Below are 17,758 nucleotides of genomic sequence, written 5' to 3'. Positions count from 1 at the left end.
CCATGCACCCAATTTCACCATCCAGCGCGATGTAGTTCAGGTCGTACTTGGAGGCTTCCAATTCTTTTGGGTCTTCTTCGGTTGTGTCGCGCAGCTCAGCAATGTCAGGGTGACGGTAAACTGCGTTACCATCAAATCCGACCTTGGCGTCAAGAACCTTTAGATCACCTTTGTCCGAGATGATTAGTGGGTTGATCTCCAACATCTCCATGTCTTTTTCGACGAAGGCGGAGTAGAGCTGACTCATCAGTTTGACGCACTGTTTGACTTGCGCGCCCTCCAGTCCCAGCGAGAATGCGATGCGGCGACCATGATAAGGCTGGTAGCCGGTGGCGGGATCAACCGAGAAAGACAATATTTTTTCTGGCGTTGCAGCAGCCACTTCTTCAATGTCCATGCCGCCTTCGGTCGAACAGACAAACGAGATGCGACTGGTCTGACGATCCACCAACAAGGCGAGATAAAGCTCGCGTTCGATACCCGAACCAGCTTCGATATAAATGCGATTGACTTGCTTTCCCGCGGGACCTGTCTGATGCGTGACCAACGTGCGACCCAGCATCTTTTTGGCTTCTTCTGCGGCTTCTTCGACTGATTTGGTCAGACGGACACCACCTTTTTCGCCTGCGTCGGTCTCCTTGAAAGAGCCTTTACCGCGGCCACCTGCGTGGATTTGTGCTTTAACAACCCAAAGTGGGCCATCCAGTTCTCCGGCTGCGGTTTTGGCTTCCTCGGCGCGCAAAACAGCGCGACCATCGGACACCGGAGCGCCATAGCTGCGTAAGAGAGCTTTGGCCTGATATTCGTGAATGTTCATCGAAACTGTCCCGTCTGACTACGATTAAACCGTAATAGGCGTGTCTAGTGGCCAAGTTTAAAGAGTTTTTTTATTTGTCACGGGAATTTGCTGAAGATTTTTCATATTTGTGATCACAGTATTTTAGGGTGTGATCACAAAGATCTTTCGACCATGGCATGATTCGATATCTTCACCGTGGAAAGGTGGTTTCATATCCAAATCTCAGCGTTTCCGCGACCCTTTCCCAAATGTGATGGGTGTCAAAATTCAGCAGAAGCCAAAAAGAAAACCGGCCCAATAAGGCCGGTTTGGTAAATGCCATGGAAGCCGGATCAGGCCAAAGAGCTGTCGATGCCCTTGCAAGCCTCGATCAGGCCCTTCACCGCGTTTACAGAATTATTGAAACCAGCCTGTTCGTCGTCGTTCAGCTTGATGTCCACGATTCGCTCGATACCTCCGGCGCCGATTACTGTCGGGACGCCGACGTACAGACCTTTGACGCCAAGTTCGCCATTGCAATAAGCCGCACAGGGCAATACGCGTTTCTGGTCTTTAAGATAGGCTTCGGCCATTTCAATTGCGGATGTGGCCGGCGCATAATAGGCAGAGCCGGTTTTAAGAAGACCGACGATCTCAGCTCCACCGTCGCGGGTACGCTGGACAATTGCATCAAGTTTTTCTTGAGTAGTCCATCCCATTTCCACCAAGTCGGGCAGAGGAATTCCGGCAACTGTCGTATAACGAACTGACGGTACCATTGTGTCACCGTGTCCGCCCAGAACAAATGCAGTCACATCACGCATGGACACATTAAATTCTTCCGCGAGGAAATGAGCGAAACGAGCAGAGTCCAAGACACCAGCCATGCCGCATACTTTATTGTGTGGAAGGCCCGAAAACTCGCGCAAAGCCCACACCATCGCGTCCAACGGGTTGGTGATGCAGATCACGAACGCGTCGGGTGCATGCGCAGCAATGCCTTCACCGACCGACTTCATGACTTTCAGGTTGATGCCCAGCAAGTCATCGCGGCTCATCCCTGGTTTGCGGGCAACGCCTGCAGTCACGATGCATACATCTGCGCCAGCGATATCGGCATAGTCACTGGTGCCTGACAATGCTGCGTCAAATCCTTCTGATGGGCCGGATTCGGCTATGTCGAGCGCTTTGCCCTGCGGCAACCCCTCTGCGATGTCAAACAGGACAACATCACCCAGCTCTTTGACAGCAGCAAGATGCGCAAGCGTGCCGCCGATGTTCCCCGCGCCGATCAGCGCAATCTTGGGTCTGGCCATTTGGAATATCTCCGGTCGGTTTTAAAATCGAGATTTTGCTAGTCGGTTAAGCCGCCGTGCGCAAGGGTCGAGCAGCGCGGCATGCGACCGCATACTGTTTGCAACGATCAAGCTTGATGCGCTAAATGGCCAATGACACAGGCCGATTCCGGGGCGTTGCATGTTCGAAATGAACCTGATGTTTTTCGCTGTGGCTATTCCGGCCGTGATCTTTGCAGGTATTTCAAAGGGCGGATTCGGCTCGGGCGTTGCGTTTGCATCGGCGTCGATTCTAGCTTTGATTTTGACGCCGGGACAGGCGCTGGCCCTGATGTTGCCACTATTAATGGTAATTGATGTCGCCACGCTTGGACCCTTTTGGAACCGTTGGAGTTGGCCAGAAGCGCGCCTGTTGATGCTGGGCGCGGTCCCGGGAGTCGCCCTGGGAGCGATTTTTTTCGAGGTGACAGATGATGATTTCCTGCGTCTTTTGATAGGCGGAATTTCGGTTGGTTTCGTTGCCTGGCATGTTTCTCAATCCAATGGCTGGATCAACGGTTTCAGGCAAAAATTGCCACCTTCGGTTGGAATATTCGCTGGGCTTGTCGCTGGTTTCACCAGCTTTGTTAGCCACGCTGGCGGCCCACCAGCCGCTGTTTATCTTCTGTCCCAGCGCCTGACCAAGACAGAGTTTCAGGCCTGCACGGTTTTGGTTTTCTGGGTTATCAATATCGCAAAATTTGTTCCCTATGCCTATTTGGGGATGTTCACTTGGCATACCGCGTGGGCTGATTTGTTGCTTGCGCCATTTGCGATTTTAGGTGCTTGGCTGGGCGTTCGGGCGCATTGGATGATCTCTGAACGACTTTTCTTTATGATCGCTTACGTATTGTTGACGATCACGGGCACGAAATTGATATGGGATGCATTAACCTGAAGGTGCGGATTGACGCATAAATGGTGCGCTGACTGGGTCAAAAGAACGAAGTTTCCGCCATAACCGAAATCGCTTTTCGAAATTCCAATGTTGTAAGAGTATTAGGACGGGAGCGCATGTGTGAGAAATCCTTAACATGCATCGCGTGTTGCCCCGCAGAAAGCTTGGATGCTGCGACGCGGCAATTTTGCGCTTGAACTTTCCGTCAAAAAATGCCCCATTTCGCGCAACTTTATTACCAAGGGAGAAGCCGGTGGATCCCCGTCAACGTCCGTACCGTTCCGTTCTATACATTCCAGGCTCGAAAGAGCGGGCCTTGGAAAAAGCGCGCTCACTGTCAGTGGACGCAATTATTTTCGACCTTGAGGACGCAGTCGCGGCAGATGAAAAAGAAAATGCTCGTGAAACTTTAAAAGCCGCACTGATTGCAGGAGGGTACGGTTCACGTGTCAAAATCGTACGGATCAACGGTTTGGATACCGAATGGGGGCGTGCGGATGCTTTAGCCGTTCGCGAAATGGATGCTGACGTAGTTCTGTTGCCGAAAGTGAACTCAGCGTCGGATGTACAGGCGTTGTCGACAATCACAGGTGATCTGCCGATCTGGGCAATGATGGAAACGCCACGAGGGATGCTGAACGCGGCGGAAATTGCGGCCCATCCACTCGTGGCAGGGTTCGTCATGGGCACCAACGATCTGGCAAAAGAGTTGCAAACCCGCTTTCAACCCGACCGCTTGCCGCTGATGACCTCGCTGGGATTGTGTCTGCTGGCTGCAAAGGCTGAGAGCCTGATTATTGTCGATGGCGTTTATAACGCCTTCAAGGATGACGACGGCTTGGCGGCAGAGTGTGATCAAGGTCGCGCTATGGGTTTCGATGGCAAGACACTTATTCATCCTGCGCAGGTTGAAATTGCGAATTCAGCTTTCGCGCCTTCGGATGCAGAGGTCGACTTGGCCCGACGTCAGATTGCCGCCTTTGAAGAGGTCGAGGCACAGGGATTGGGCGTTGCCGTCGTTGATGGGAAGATCGTAGAAAACCTGCACATTGTAACTGCACGTGAAATTCTGGCAAAAGCAGAGGCGATTTCAGAATTGCAAGCGGGGTAGGCCAGCATGGGCTTTTTTCTTCTGATCCTTGGTGTGGCCCTATGGTGGGCTGCGCATCTGTTCAAACGTATTATGCCAGAAAAGCGCGCAGCTCTTGGTGATGCAGGCAAGGGCGTAGTCGCCTTGGCGTTGGTCGTTTCGATCCTTCTGATGATCTTCGGCTACCGCGTGACTGATTACATTCATGTCTGGGCGCCGCCGTCCTTTATGGTTCACATCAACAACCTTCTTGTTCTAATCGCTTTCTATCTTATGAGTCCGGCAGGCCAAAAAGGGCGTTTGCTGAGCAACGTTCGTCACCCAATGTTGGCTGGCTTCAAACTGTGGGCATTCGCTCATCTGTTAGTCAACGGCGACCTAGCCTCGATCGTGCTGTTCGGAGGGCTGTTAGCTTGGGCTGTAGTCGAGGTGATTGTCATCAATCGTGCCGAACCCGAGTGGACGCCCGGCGAGCCTGGCACCTACGGCAAAGACGCGATGTTCTTTGTCGGTTCCATTGTGCTTTTGGGTGTCGTGGGATACATTCACGGGCTGGTCGGTCCTTCCCCGTTTGCATCATAGAAGGTTGAGGCCATGGCCAAGCTTTATCGTTTATTGACAGAAGAGGACACCTCGGCGTTCTGCCACAAGGTATCCGAAGCGTTGGCCAAAGGTTGGGAATTGTATGGGGATCCCACCTATGCCTATGACGCAACCAGCAAGGTGATGCGTTGCGGGCAGGCCGTGACCAAAGAGATTGCGGCTGATTATTCCCCTGAAATGAAATTGGGACAACAATAATGGCAAAAACCAACCCCGGTCGGTTCTTTGAGGACTACGCCGTGGGGCAGGTCCTGCACCACCCTGTGCCGCGAACTGTCACCAATGGTGAACGCGCCCTGTACCATGCGCTCTATCCGTCGCGTCATGCTCTCTATTCTTCAGACGAATTTGCGCGGTCATGTGGCTTGCCACAAAGCCCTGTTGATGATCTGGCGGCATTTCACGTGGTTTTTGGCAAGACAGTACCCGACGTTTCGTTGAACGCTGTGGCCAATTTGGGTTATGCCGAAGGACGCTGGCTGGGTCCTGTCCACCCCGGCGACACACTGCGGTCAGAGTCCGAGGTGATCGGACTAAAGCAAAATTCGAACGGCAAAACGGGTGTCGTTTGGGTGCGTACCAAAGGCTTAAACCAACGAGAAGAAGTAGTCATTGAATACGTCCGCTGGGTCATGGTGAGGAAATCGAATCTGGATGCCCCTGCGCCTGAAACGGTCATACCCGAACTTAACAAGGCGCTTTCAGCTCAGGACCTTGTTGTACCAAAGGGATTGGATTTTTCGAACTACAATTTCTTGCAAGCAGGCGAAACACATCGCTGGGGCGACTATGCGATTGGTGAAACTATAGATCATGTTGCCGGTGTGACTGTTGAAGAGGCCGAGCACATGTTGGCAACTCGCCTTTGGCAGAACACGGCCAAAGTCCACTTTGATCTGACTTTCCGACCAGAGGGGAGGTTGATTTATGGTGGCCATGTGATTTCGATGGCGCGGGCCTTGTCATATAACGGCTTGGCCAATGCGCAAATGATCGTGGGTCTCAACGGTGGCGCGCATGCAAACCCGTGTTTCGCGGGTCAGACCATCAAGGCTTGGTCTGAGGTGTTGGACAAGGCAGATACAGACGTTCCTGGCGTGGGTGCAATACGACTTCGTCTTGTAGCAAACAACGGCGGCGCCCCGTTCGAATTAAAGAGCGAAGACGGGCGTTACCTGCCACAAGTCTTGCTCGATTTGGATGTCTGGGCGCTAATGCCAAAATAGTTTTCCTTGCAGAGACTGAACGTTTCAACGGATGACTAAGCATCCCTCGATCAGTCTTGAGGCCACCGCGTATCGAGCGGTTTTTGACTTACAGTTTAAATGTCTGCCTGACAGGAAATTGAATTGCCGAACCTTCAACTGTGTTAGGGTTGCAAAATGCAAATATTGCGCGCGGCTACTTTGGCAATCTTGAGTGCGACTCCGGCCCTCGCATGCGATCTGGCATTGGCCCTGGCTGTTGATGTATCTGGCTCGGTCGATTCCACTGAATACAGGATTCAGATGGATGGGTTGGCGGCGGGGCTGCGCGACCCGGTGGTGTCTGAAGCTTTAGTCAGGGGTAAGTCGCAATTGATGTTGATTCAGTGGACAGGTAGTTCTCGCCAAAGAATTACGATACCTTGGACGAAGATTGACAGTTTTGCATCACTAGATGCTTTTGCCAGCGAGGTCGCCTCAGATCCACGCGTTTGGCGAAACTTTTCGACGGCTATTGGCGAGGCATTGTCGGTTACTGTGGCGCGGTTTGACGAGGTGTCCGAATGTTCACGCCATTTGATTGATCTGTCAGGTGATGGTGTATCCAACGAAGGTATCGAACCATCCGAATTGCGCGACTTGCTGCGTGACCGTGGAATAACTGTGAATGCAATTGCAATCGAAGAAAGTGAGCCGGACCTGACGGCATATTTCTTTGAGAACGTTATCGCTGGAGAAGGGGCATTTGTAGTTTCTGCTGCGGGATTTGCTGATTACCCAGAACGCATTAGAAAAAAGTTGCTGCGCGAAGTGACGCAGCAAACAGCGGATTTGGATTGAAAGTCCAAAGATTCGTGATCACATTTCCACACTTCGGAAATCGCTAACATTGATTTAAGTGAATTTGTTATGTGATCACGAGAATATTTTGTGTGATCACATAAGCATTTTATCTGTATTTTTCGGTTTAAATTGACGGTTTTTGCATTCGCAGCACGTGACAGTCTAGCAAAAAACAGTAAAACCATCGGTAGCCAAATGAAAAGGAGCCGACATGGCCGATGTAAATCGGGGCGACCGCCCTCTTTCACCACATCTTTCGATATACCGCCCACAGATGACGTCTGTGTCATCCATCATGGTTCGGATCACTGGCATCGCCGCGCTGGCTTTTTCCTTTTTTGTCGTTTGGTGGTTGCTGGCCGCCGCCACCAGTGAAAGTGCATTTAACTTTATTGACGGTTTAATGCGAAGCTGGCTTGGCGATCTGGTGATGTTCCTGGCTGCTTGGGCGATATACTATCACATGCTGGGTCGGCTGCGGCATGTAATCTGGGACCTGGGATATTGCGTCGATGTTGAAGTCTCGGAAAAGCTGGGGATCGGGATGTTCATCTTGGCGACCATTCTGACTTTCGTCACAGTACTTGCGGTTTAAGGAGTTTGGCCATGCAAAGTTACCTCACAGACCGCAAACGGGCGCTGGGAACTGGGGCCGGCAGACACGGCACCCATCATCATTGGCAGATGATGGCAAGCTCGACTGCTCTTGTCTTTTTGGTTCCACTGTTTGTTTTTACTTTCGCCAATGGGCTCGGCGGCACTTATGAAGAAGTGGTCGCATATTACAGCCGCCCGTTTCCTGCAATTATCACAGGGCTGACTCTGGTGGTTGTCATACTTCACCTTGTACGAGAAGCGCAGGTTGCAATTGAAGATTATGTGCATGGCGTCGCGGAAAAGCTGAGCCTTATGGCAGTGGCAGCATTTGGTTACACCCTGATGGCGGCGGGGCTGTTCGCCCTTGTCAAGCTTGCCTTGTGAATTACGCGGTAAGGATCAAAAAAGATGACTGCATATGAATATGAAACCCACGAATATGATGTCGTGGTTGTTGGGGCAGGCGGAGCAGGTCTTCGTGCGACTCTAGGTATGGCCGAACAAGGATTGCGAACAGCCTGCGTGACCAAGGTATTTCCGACCCGTTCCCACACGGTCGCTGCGCAAGGCGGTATTGCGGCATCGCTCGCCAACATGGGCCCAGATAACTGGCAGTGGCACATGTACGATACCGTCAAAGGTTCGGATTGGTTGGGTGATACGGATGCCATGGAATATCTGGCTCGTGAGGCGCCCAAGGCTGTCTACGAACTCGAACACTATGGAGTGCCCTTCAGCCGTACCGAAGAAGGCAAGATTTATCAGCGCCCATTTGGTGGCCACACGACCGAGTTTGGCGAAGGTCCCGCCGTACAGCGGACATGTGCCGCGGCTGACCGGACTGGTCATGCGATTCTGCATACATTGTACGGTCAAAGCCTGAAAAATAACGCTGAGTTCTACATTGAGTATTTCGCCATCGATCTGATCATGTCTGAAGACGGTCAGTGTCAGGGGGTTGTCTGCTGGAAGCTCGACGATGGCACGATGCATGTGTTCAACGCCAAGATGGTTGTGCTGGCTACAGGCGGCTATGGCCGAGCCTATTTCAGCGCCACATCGGCGCATACCTGTACCGGTGACGGCGGCGGAATGGTTGCCCGAGCTGGTCTGGCGCTGCAGGATATGGAATTTGTTCAATTCCATCCAACCGGCATTTACGGTTCGGGCTGCTTGATCACAGAGGGAGCACGCGGCGAGGGCGGGTACCTAACCAACTCGGAAGGTGAGCGTTTCATGGAACGTTACGCGCCTCACTACAAAGACTTGGCTGCCCGCGACTACGTTTCACGCTCAATGACCATGGAAATCCGTGAAGGTCGAGGGCACGGAGAAAACGGTGATCATATCCACCTGAACTTAAGCCACCTGCCCCCGGAAACGTTGGCGCAGCGGCTTCCGGGGATATCAGAATCCGCTCGTGTTTTTGCAGGCGTTGATTTGACCAAAGAACCTATCCCAGTTCTTCCCACCGTTCACTACAACATGGGCGGCATCCCGACGAACTATTGGGGCGAGGTTCTGAACCCGGTAGCCGATGACCCGACAGCTGTCGTACCGGGTTTAATGGCAGTGGGTGAAGCCGGTTGTGCATCGGTCCACGGCGCGAACCGTCTGGGTTCAAACTCACTGATTGACTTGGTTGTCTTCGGCCGTGCAGCGGCGATCCGTGCGGGAAAGGTTGTGGATGCCGACGCTCCGAACCCAGTTCTGAACCAGGCGTCTGTAGACAAGGCATTTGATCGTTTTGACGCTATTCGAAACGCCAGCGGTGCGGTTCCGACCGCAGAGCTCAGGTTGGAGATGCAACGAACAATGCAAGATGACGCGGCCGTATTCCGGACTTCCAAGACATTGGCCGAAGGCGTCGAAAAGATGAACGCAATTGCGGCCAAAATGGATGACATCAAGGTTTCGGATCGCAGCCTTGTTTGGAACAGCGACCTTATGGAAACGCTGGAACTGACCAATCTGATGCCAAGCGCGCTGGCCACTATCGTAAGCGCAGAGGCGCGTAAGGAGTCCCGCGGCGCCCATTTCCACGAGGACTTTACCGAACGTGATGATGAGAATTGGCGCGTCCATACCGTCAGCCACATTGACGGCAACAAAGTTGAGCTTAGCTATCGTCCTGTCATTGTCGATCCGTTGACGACCGAGGACGAAGGCGGCATTAGCTTGGCAAAAATCGCGCCCAAAGCGCGGACGTTCTAAGGAGAGGAACTAATGGTACAACTAACCCTCCCCAAGAATTCCCGGATCACCACCGGCAAGACCTGGCCCAAGCCGGAAGGCGCGACCAATGTCCGCAAATTCCAGATTTACCGATGGAACCCTGACGACGGTCAGAACCCGCGTGTCGACACCTATTTTGTTGACATGGACACCTGTGGTCCGATGGTTTTGGACGCGCTGATCAAGATCAAGAACGAGATTGATCCGACACTGACTTTCCGCCGCTCCTGCCGTGAGGGGATTTGCGGTTCCTGCGCCATGAATATTGATGGAATCAATACTCTGGCCTGTATCTACGGAATGGATGAAATCAAAGGCGACGTTAAAATCTATCCACTGCCACATATGCCGGTGATCAAGGACTTGATCCCGGATCTGACGCATTTTTATGCACAGCATGCTTCGATCATGCCTTGGCTGGAAACCAAAACCAATCGCCCTGCAAAAGAATGGAAGCAGTCAATTGAAGACCGCGAGAAACTAGACGGCCTTTACGAATGCGTTATGTGCGCAAGCTGTTCGACCTCTTGCCCCAGCTATTGGTGGAACGGCGACCGATACCTCGGGCCGGCTGCATTGTTGCACGCTTATCGTTGGATCATCGACAGTCGGGACGAAGCCACAGGTGAGCGCTTGGATGAGCTGGAAGATCCATTCAAACTGTATCGGTGCCACACCATTATGAACTGCGCAAAGACTTGTCCAAAGGGACTAAATCCCGCCAAGGCAATCGCAGAAATCAAAAAAATGATGGTCGATCGGGCGGTCTGAACTTAGGCATAATTCGGGTATTTGCCGAAACCTGGCAAGAAGGATCGGTGCAAAACTTGAATATCCTGTTCCTGGCGGAAAGGCAGAAAGATGCCTGTTCTAGTACTTGTATTGGCTGGTGGTGTGTTTGCCTATTTCATCTGGCGTGCGCGAACATCTTCGCTGTCGCGCGATTGCAGATGGCGACTGCACAAAACGCAAGGCGTTTGGCGCTGCAGCTTTTGCGGGGCTGTATCCCCAACCGATGCCCAGCCCAAACTGTGCCTGAAACCTGAACGGGATTGACAATACAATGCGGGGTTTTCCGCGATCAGATTTTGCGCCACTCTTAGTGTTATGTCAGACTTTGAACACTCCACCCGCCCCCCTGTTGATGCCGATGCTCGTCGCGCGATAGCGCCAGTAATCTGCTACCCGAACGAAGGATTGCCAAAACCCGATCTTGACCTTCTGCGAACAGCGCGGAAAAGCGCGTCAAAGACTGGCGAGGTTTTAGTTCCCGCGCGGGACGCGCGATGTTTCGAAGTTCCGGCGGGACATTTCTTTCGTATCACATCAGTTGAAGGACCGCAGGTGGGCGATTTAAACCTGTGGAATCTGAATGATCTGTCCGAGCGCTTTTATTCGGGTAAAACCCGCGCATTGCATGGCACTCACATAACGATTGGAGAGCGGATGTGGTCCAGCTTTCCGCATATGCGTCCGATGGCGACAATCGTTGAAGATACCCTTGGCTGGTATGGCATAGATGCCTACGGTGGTTCGGTTCATGATGTAATTGGCACAAGGTGCGATCCTTATACCGGAAACCTGCTGTCTGGAAGCCAGTACCATCACTGTTGCCATTCTAATCTGACCAGAGCACTGGCCGATCATCTGGAAATCCCGTTGGCGGAAGCAGAACCAGCGGTTCACGATGTTCTGAATGTATTTATGTGCACTGGATTCACGCGGGATACCGGGCAATATTTCATGAAGGCTTCCCCGGTTCGGCCCGGCGATTACCTTGAGTTCTTTGCCGAGATTGACTTGTTAGGTGATCTGAGCGCTTGTCCAGGTGGAGATTGTTCGTCTGAACATTCGTCCGACACCGCACCATGTTTCCCATTGCTGGTAGAGGTTTTTGCGCCTGAAGCTGCAGCCCTGTCTGAGTGGAGAAGCCCGGCGCCCAACGGGTATGACCGCACACACGGGCGATGAAGTTCGGCTGAGGGCCCGGAGCGTCTTTGTACGTCGAGCCGATCCAATTATCAGTCAGGGAATGCAGCTTTTAGGGCGATCTCCACCATATCGCCAAAACTTCGTTCGCGGTCGGAGGAGGGCATTGCCTCGCCCGTAAGTAAATGGTCGGATACGGTCAAAACCGCAAGTGCGCGGCAATTATGGCGCGCCGCAAGGATGTATAGTTCGGCCGCTTCCATTTCGACGCCCAGAATGCCGTGTCGCACCATTTGCTCGTTCAGGTCGGGTCGTTCATCATAGAAGACATCTGAAGAATAAATCCCACCTACGTGTGTGGGAGTACCCTTGGCCTTGGCCGCGGCAACGGCGGCACTCAACAGACTCCAATCCGCACACGGAGCAAAGTTAAGTTCTTTCATTATTCCACGGGAAGGGGTGCTAAGGGTTGTCGACGTCATTGCGATAATGACATCGCGCAAATTTAGGTTATCTTGCATGGCGCCGCATGAACCAATACGGATCAAAGTCTTTGCGCTAAAATCGCGGATTAATTCATTAGCATAAATGGAAAGCGAAGGCATTCCCATTCCACTGCCCTGAATTGTGACCGGATTTCCTTTCCAATTCCCAGTGAAACCCAGCATTCCGCGTACGTCGTTTATTTGCCGGTAATCATCAAGAAACGTTTCTGCTGCCCATTTCGCGCGATAAGGATCACCGGGTAACAATACTGTTTCTGCAATCTCGCCCTTTTCGGCGGCAATGTGAATTGTCATTAGCGAAATGCTCCCGCTAGATTTCCAAATCGGAAATATCTGCACCCGCCTTCAGGGCATCATGAATCCATTGTGGTTTCCGGCCACGCCCTGTCCAAGTTTGCGATGGATCGGCTGGATTGCGGTATTTCGCCTTGGCCTTTTTTCCTTTGGTCGAGCGGGACTGCTCGGATGATAAATCAGCTAACGAGAATCCGTATTCTGCCGCAGCTTTTTCTGCCGCCCTCAAAGCTTCTTTTCGCTCACGAGTTTCCGCGTCCTTTAAGGCTTTTTCGACCTGAATCATTAATTCCAGCAGTTCTTTTCGTGACTTTTTTTCGAGATTGATAGCCATTATTATCCCCATAATGTTACCGACGCTTAAGACGTATTTTCCAAGCTAGTTTTATTTTCTGGATTTATCTATCTATTTCGTGGGGAAAAAGAATCAATTACGATCACTAAATGGGGTTATCTTATTCCGCTGCCAGAGTCTGAGGGTCAACCAAATACACGATATCGCCCATTATTGAGTTTAATTCGAAATTCTTAGGCGTATAAATTTTTGCAACACCCATCGATTTCAATTGCTCGGCGTCTTCGTCGGGAATGATGCCACCAACAACAACTGGAATGTGGTCCAAACCTGAATTGGCCAGCCGGGTCATAACTTCTTGAACAAGCGGAAGGTGGCTGCCAGACAATATAGACAATCCAATGATATGAGCGTCGTCTCGGACTGCTGCTTCTACGATTTCTTCCGGTGTCAGCCGAATGCCTTCATAGCTGATGTCCATGCCACAGTCCCGGGCGCGGAATGCGATTTGTTCCGCCCCATTAGAATGGCCGTCCAACCCGGGCTTGCCTACCAAAAACTTCAGGCGGCGCCCCAGTTTGTCGCTTACGGCATCCACTGCCGCGCGCAAATCTTCCAATCCTTCGGTTTTGTTAGACACTGAACCGGAAACGCCAGTTGGACCACGATAGGTCCCATAAGCCTTGCGCATTTCTTCGGCCCACTCACCTGTCGTGACACCGGCTTTTGCCGCGGCAATAGACGGTTCCATTATATTTGTTCCTGTTTGTGCAGCAGTGCGGAGGCCCTTCAATGCCTTGGTGACGGCGAGATCGTCACGATCCGCTCGCCATGATTTTAGACGCTTAACCTGTTCCTGCTCGACAGCGGGGTCGACGACCATTATGCCGCCATCTTCGGTCTGCAAGGGCGAAGGTTCGCCTTGGGTCCATTTGTTCACGCCAACTACGACGGTTTCGTTTCGTTCAATCCGGTTCAGGCGTTCTGCGTTGGAATCAACCAACCGAGATTTCATATACTCTATCGACGCCACAGCGCCGCCCATTGACTCGAGGTTAGCAAGTTCAGCCCGAGCACCCGATTTGAGTTCTTCCACCTTGGCGTCGACGGCCGGGTTGCCGTCAAACAAATCGCCATATTCTAGCAGATCGGTTTCATAAGCCAGGATCTGCTGCATTCGCATTGACCATTGCTGATCCCAAGGTCGCGGCAAACCAAGCGCCTCGTTCCAGGCAGGAAGCTGAACAGCGCGAGCGCGGGCTTTTTTGGACAAGGTCACCGCCAACATTTCGATCAAGATGCGATAGACGTTATTTTCGGGCTGCTGCTCGGTAAGACCTAAAGAGTTGACTTGAACGCCATACCGAAACCTTCGGAACTTGGGGTTTTCGACACCATACCGATTTTGCAAGATTTCATCCCACAGATCGACAAAGGCCCGCATTTTACACATTTCGGTGACAAATCGGATACCCGCGTTCACAAAGAATGAGATGCGACCACAAAGCGCCGGAAAATCCGCATCCGGTACGCGGGGGCGAAGCTCATCCAGTACGGCAATGGCCGTTGCCAGGGCATAAGCAAGCTCTTGTTCCGGCGTCGCGCCGGCTTCTTGAAGGTGGTAGGAACATACATTCATCGGGTTCCACTTGGGCACGTTGGAATAGCAATACTCCGCAACGTCCGCGATCATCTTCAGCGATGGTTTCGGGGGGCAGACATATGTGCCGCGACTTAGGTATTCCTTTATCAGGTCGTTTTGCACCGTGCCCTGCAGCTCCGAGACCTTCGCTCCCTGTTCCTCTGCAACCGCTATGTAAAGGGCCAACAACCATGGAGCCGTAGCATTGATGGTCATCGAGGTGTTCATCTGTTCCAATGGTATCTGATCAAACAGAACCCGCATGTCGCCCAAGTGACAGACTGGAACACCTACCTTACCAACTTCGCCTCGCGCCAAAGTATGATCGCTGTCATACCCGGTCTGGGTTGGTAAATCGAAAGCCACGGAAAGGCCGGTTTGCCCTTTGGCCAAATTATTGCGGTACAAAGCATTTGACGCCTGAGCAGTTGAATGACCGGCGTAGGTTCGGATGAGCCAAGGGCGATCTTTCTGCGTTTGCGTCATGAAGCAATCCTCGCAAGTTCAAGGGTAACAAAATTTCGTACAATGGCTCTAAAGCGCAATTTTTGAGACATGTCAATTCGCTGCGTTGCGGCATGTCCTGGTTTCTGCAGATTGTGAGTGAACGCGATTGATGGCACTGTGCACCCATGACGCGAACTGTAGAGCTTCCACTGTGGCTTTTTGTACTGATTCTGGTTTTTGCCGCGATCACGTTTGCTTCGCATTTTTTGTTCCCTTCAGTGCGGTGGTTCTTTCGCCGTCGCCTTGAACGGGCAGTTGCACGTTTGAACGAACGGCTGCAAAGGCCCATTCAGCCTTTCAAACTAGCCGGGCGTCACGACATGATTCAGCGGCTAATCTACGATCCGCGGGTCAGCAAGGCGGTACAAAAGCATGCGATCGATACGGGTGTGCCAGAAGCCGTCGCATCTGAACAGGCACAGCGTTATGCACGCGAAATCGTGCCGTCTTTTTCTGCATTTGCCTATTTCAGCTTCGCTATTCGACTGGCCCGGTTGCTGAGTAACGCATTTTACAATGTTCGGCTAACCTATCAGGACGAGGCGGCGATCAATAGTATAGACCCTGATGCGACGGTTGTCTTTGTGATGAACCACCGCAGCAACATGGATTATGTTCTGGTGACCTACTTGGCTGCCAGTCGGTCCGCCTTGTCTTATGCTGTCGGCGAATGGGCGCGAGTTTGGCCGCTTAGCCGATTGATACGCGCGATGGGGGCTTATTTTATTCGGCGCAAGTCTGGAAGTGATCTGTATCGCCAGGTTTTAGCCAGTTACGTAAGCCATGCGACGCAAGCCGGTGTGACGCAAGCGATGTTTCCAGAAGGAGGATTGAGTCTGACTGGCAAGCTTGGCCGTCCGAAGCTGGGTCTATTAAAGTACATCATTGACGGAACTGGTCCTGAGGGTCGCGATGTGGTGTTTGTTCCTGTTGCCTTAAACTATGACCGGGTTTTAGAGGACACAATCCTGACAGCCGCAGCGAAGGATAGCGATCGACGATTCCGTGCGCGGATTGGCGTGGTTACCCGATGGTCGGTTAAGCAGCTTTGGCGCCGTCTGATTGGGCGATATAAACGTTTTGGACTGGCCTCAGTTAGATATGGCATGCCAATTTCCCTGAATTCCTTTCGAAAAGAGCACGAGCGGGATTTAACAACTGATCTGGCCCGAGAATTGATGCAACGTATCGCAAGTGCTTTGCCCTTTGTTCCGCTGCCTGCGGCTTGCCGAGTTTTGGAGCAACACGGCGCTATTTCAGAAGATGATCTAAAGACCCAGCTTCTAATCATGGCGGGTGATGAGCTTATGGAGGGCGCAGAGGTTGCCGTTCAGGATGGAATCGACCAGCTTGTTGACCGACGTCTTGTTGTCCGTGAACGAGGAATGTTGCGTCCGTCCGGGCAAAGATCGGACCTTTTAGCATATTACGCTGCTTCGACGTCTACTCTCTTGCAACCCATTGATGCTGCAGATGCAAAAGATAATTCTGCGATTGCTGGGTCATAAAATTACAAAATCGATACCAAAAACGGTTGCAATATTTCTCTATCGTCAATATTCCATCACTTGAAGCTTGCGATTCTGCGTCGCGGCAAACAGCGAATTCAAGAGGAGGCCAGCATGGCTTTGGACACCGAAAGCGGTATCGCGTCGTACGAGGCTCCGGAAAAGGATCTCTATGAAATGGGGGAAATCCCCCCGATGGGATATGTCCCGAAACAGATGTACGCATGGGCTATCCGGAAAGAGCGTCACGGTGAACCGGACACAGCTATGCAGTTAGAGGTTGTCGACGTTCCGAAACTGGATAGCCACGAAGTGCTGGTTCTCGTGATGGCCGCGGGTGTAAATTACAATGGCGTATGGGCCTCGTTGGGTAAGCCAATCAGCCCTTTCGATGGCCACGGCCAACCCTTCCACATTGCTGGTTCAGACGCGTCTGGAATAGTTTGGGCAGTTGGAGACAAGGTTAAACGCTGGAAAGTTGGCGATGAGGTCGTGATCCATTGTAATCAGGATGACGGCGATGACGAACACTGTAACGGTGGCGATCCGATGTATTCGCCAAGCCAACGGATTTGGGGTTACGAGACCCCTGACGGTTCTTTTGCGCAGTTCACCAACGTTCAAGCGCAGCAATTGATGCCGCGCCCCAAGCATCTGACTTGGGAAGAAAGCGCCTGCTACACGTTGACGTTGGCAACCGCCTACCGAATGCTATTCGGGCACGAGCCGCATGACCTAAAGCCCGGCCAGAACGTGTTGGTTTGGGGCGCGTCGGGTGGCTTGGGTTCCTATGCTATCCAGCTAATCAATACCGCAGGGGCAAATGCGATTGGTGTGATCTCAGACGAAAGCAAGCGTGATTTTGTCATGGATCTGGGTGCCAAAGGCGTGATTAACCGCAAAGACTTCAATTGCTGGGGCCAGTTGCCCACGGTGAATACTCCGGAGTACGCGGAATGGTTTAAAGAAGCGCGAAAGTTCGGTAAGGCGATCTGGGACATCACCGGAAAGGGTGTAAATGTCGACATGGTGTTCGAGCACCCAGGTGAGAGCACATTTCCGGTTTCGACCTTCGTCGTGAAAAAAGGTGGAATGGTTGTGATTTGTGCCGGGACAACTGGTTACAACTTGACCTTCGATGTTCGCTACATGTGGATGCATCAAAAGCGTTTGCAAGGCTCCCATTTCGCACATTTGAAACAGGCATCTGCGGCAAACCAACTAATGGTAGAGCGTCGATTGGATCCCTGCATGTCCGAGGTGTTCATGTGGAATGATCTACCCGAGGCTCATATGAAAATGATGCGTAACGAACATAAACCTGGGAATATGTCCGTGCTTGTTCAGGCACCCCGGACAGGAATGCGCACGCTTGAAGAGGTTCTGGCTGCGCGCGGCTGAAATCATACGAGTAAATGAAAGGCGCCCGCAACTTGGATTGCGGGCGTTTGTTTGTTTATCAGGTGCTTACACCAAACGATCCCACTATTTCTG

The 17,758-nt window shown here is 52.2% G+C and carries 18 protein-coding genes; 13 read left to right on the top strand and 5 right to left on the bottom strand.

The window, feature by feature from the left end:
- Together AC2FNV_RS10500 and mdh are read right to left on the bottom strand one after the other, a co-directional pair.
- Nucleotides 1–817: ATP-grasp domain-containing protein (locus tag AC2FNV_RS10500; protein WP_496773214.1), on the bottom strand; the 817-nt coding region annotated here is incomplete at its 3' end.
- A gap of 314 nt (nucleotides 818–1,131) precedes the next feature.
- Nucleotides 1,132–2,094 carry a malate dehydrogenase gene (gene mdh, locus AC2FNV_RS10495; RefSeq protein WP_170474957.1) on the bottom strand — a complete coding sequence of 321 codons (963 nt, stop codon included), beginning with the start codon at nucleotides 2,092–2,094 and terminating at the stop codon, nucleotides 1,132–1,134.
- A 160-nt stretch (nucleotides 2,095–2,254) separates the two neighbouring features.
- On the opposite strand from mdh, the gene AC2FNV_RS10490 reads away from it, so the two are divergent.
- From AC2FNV_RS10490 to AC2FNV_RS10440, 11 genes are all read left to right on the top strand, one after another.
- Nucleotides 2,255–3,010 carry a sulfite exporter TauE/SafE family protein gene (locus AC2FNV_RS10490; protein WP_170606002.1) on the top strand — a complete coding sequence of 252 codons (756 nt, stop codon included), beginning with the start codon at nucleotides 2,255–2,257 and terminating at the stop codon, nucleotides 3,008–3,010.
- Between the two features lie 253 nt (nucleotides 3,011–3,263).
- On the top strand, nucleotides 3,264–4,121 hold the full coding sequence (locus AC2FNV_RS10485) for an HpcH/HpaI aldolase/citrate lyase family protein (protein ID WP_170606004.1): 858 nt from the start codon (nucleotides 3,264–3,266) through the stop codon (nucleotides 4,119–4,121).
- 6 nt (nucleotides 4,122–4,127) lie between these two features.
- A complete protein-coding gene (locus AC2FNV_RS10480) occupies nucleotides 4,128–4,682 on the top strand; it encodes an NnrU family protein (protein ID WP_496773211.1) in 555 nt (184 codons plus the stop codon).
- 12 nt (nucleotides 4,683–4,694) lie between these two features.
- Nucleotides 4,695–4,901, top strand: a complete 207-nt coding sequence (locus AC2FNV_RS10475) for a DUF1737 domain-containing protein (protein ID WP_170606009.1) — start codon at nucleotides 4,695–4,697, stop codon at nucleotides 4,899–4,901.
- A complete protein-coding gene (locus AC2FNV_RS10470) occupies nucleotides 4,901–5,929 on the top strand; it encodes a MaoC family dehydratase (protein ID WP_170606011.1) in 1,029 nt (342 codons plus the stop codon). Before AC2FNV_RS10475 ends, AC2FNV_RS10470 begins: the two co-directional genes overlap by 1 nt.
- A 156-nt stretch (nucleotides 5,930–6,085) precedes the next feature.
- A complete protein-coding gene (locus AC2FNV_RS10465) occupies nucleotides 6,086–6,748 on the top strand; it encodes a DUF1194 domain-containing protein (RefSeq protein WP_170474974.1) in 663 nt (220 codons plus the stop codon).
- A gap of 214 nt (nucleotides 6,749–6,962) precedes the next feature.
- A complete protein-coding gene (gene sdhC, locus AC2FNV_RS10460; protein WP_170606013.1) occupies nucleotides 6,963–7,346 on the top strand; it encodes a succinate dehydrogenase, cytochrome b556 subunit in 384 nt (127 codons plus the stop codon).
- An 11-nt stretch (nucleotides 7,347–7,357) separates the two neighbouring features.
- Entirely contained in the window at nucleotides 7,358–7,732 is a 375-nt protein-coding gene (gene sdhD / locus AC2FNV_RS10455; protein WP_170474979.1) for a succinate dehydrogenase, hydrophobic membrane anchor protein, read from the top strand.
- Nucleotides 7,733–7,756: 24 nt separating this feature from the next.
- The gene (sdhA, locus tag AC2FNV_RS10450; RefSeq protein ID WP_170606016.1) at nucleotides 7,757–9,562 is read left to right on the top strand and encodes a succinate dehydrogenase flavoprotein subunit; all 1,806 of its coding nucleotides are present in this window, start codon (nucleotides 7,757–7,759) and stop codon (nucleotides 9,560–9,562) included.
- A gap of 12 nt (nucleotides 9,563–9,574) precedes the next feature.
- Entirely contained in the window at nucleotides 9,575–10,354 is a 780-nt protein-coding gene (locus AC2FNV_RS10445) for a succinate dehydrogenase iron-sulfur subunit (protein ID WP_170474984.1), read from the top strand.
- Nucleotides 10,355–10,690: 336 nt separating this feature from the next.
- Nucleotides 10,691–11,554, top strand: a complete 864-nt coding sequence (locus tag AC2FNV_RS10440) for an urea carboxylase-associated family protein (RefSeq protein ID WP_170606018.1) — start codon at nucleotides 10,691–10,693, stop codon at nucleotides 11,552–11,554.
- Nucleotides 11,555–11,604: 50 nt separating this feature from the next.
- On the opposite strand, the gene deoD is transcribed toward AC2FNV_RS10440, so the two are convergent.
- From deoD to AC2FNV_RS10425, 3 genes are all read right to left on the bottom strand, one after another.
- Nucleotides 11,605–12,312 (bottom strand): purine-nucleoside phosphorylase, encoded by a 708-nt coding sequence (deoD, locus tag AC2FNV_RS10435; RefSeq protein ID WP_496773205.1) that lies wholly within the window; start codon nucleotides 12,310–12,312, stop codon nucleotides 11,605–11,607.
- A gap of 16 nt (nucleotides 12,313–12,328) precedes the next feature.
- A complete protein-coding gene (locus AC2FNV_RS10430; RefSeq protein WP_170606022.1) occupies nucleotides 12,329–12,646 on the bottom strand; it encodes an H-NS histone family protein in 318 nt (105 codons plus the stop codon).
- A gap of 121 nt (nucleotides 12,647–12,767) precedes the next feature.
- Entirely contained in the window at nucleotides 12,768–14,735 is a 1,968-nt protein-coding gene (locus tag AC2FNV_RS10425) for a protein meaA (RefSeq protein WP_496773203.1), read from the bottom strand.
- A 146-nt stretch (nucleotides 14,736–14,881) separates the two neighbouring features.
- On the opposite strand from AC2FNV_RS10425, the gene AC2FNV_RS10420 reads away from it, so the two are divergent.
- Together AC2FNV_RS10420 and ccrA are read left to right on the top strand one after the other, a co-directional pair.
- On the top strand, nucleotides 14,882–16,264 hold the full coding sequence (locus AC2FNV_RS10420) for a 1-acyl-sn-glycerol-3-phosphate acyltransferase (protein WP_170606027.1): 1,383 nt from the start codon (nucleotides 14,882–14,884) through the stop codon (nucleotides 16,262–16,264).
- Nucleotides 16,265–16,378: 114 nt separating this feature from the next.
- Entirely contained in the window at nucleotides 16,379–17,665 is a 1,287-nt protein-coding gene (gene ccrA, locus AC2FNV_RS10415; RefSeq protein WP_170606029.1) for a crotonyl-CoA carboxylase/reductase, read from the top strand.
- Nucleotides 17,666–17,758: the final 93 nt, after the last annotated feature.

It is taken from the genome of Ruegeria sp. BHSA163, from assembly GCF_059613365.1.
This window is presented reverse-complemented; position numbering and strand designations above follow the sequence as displayed.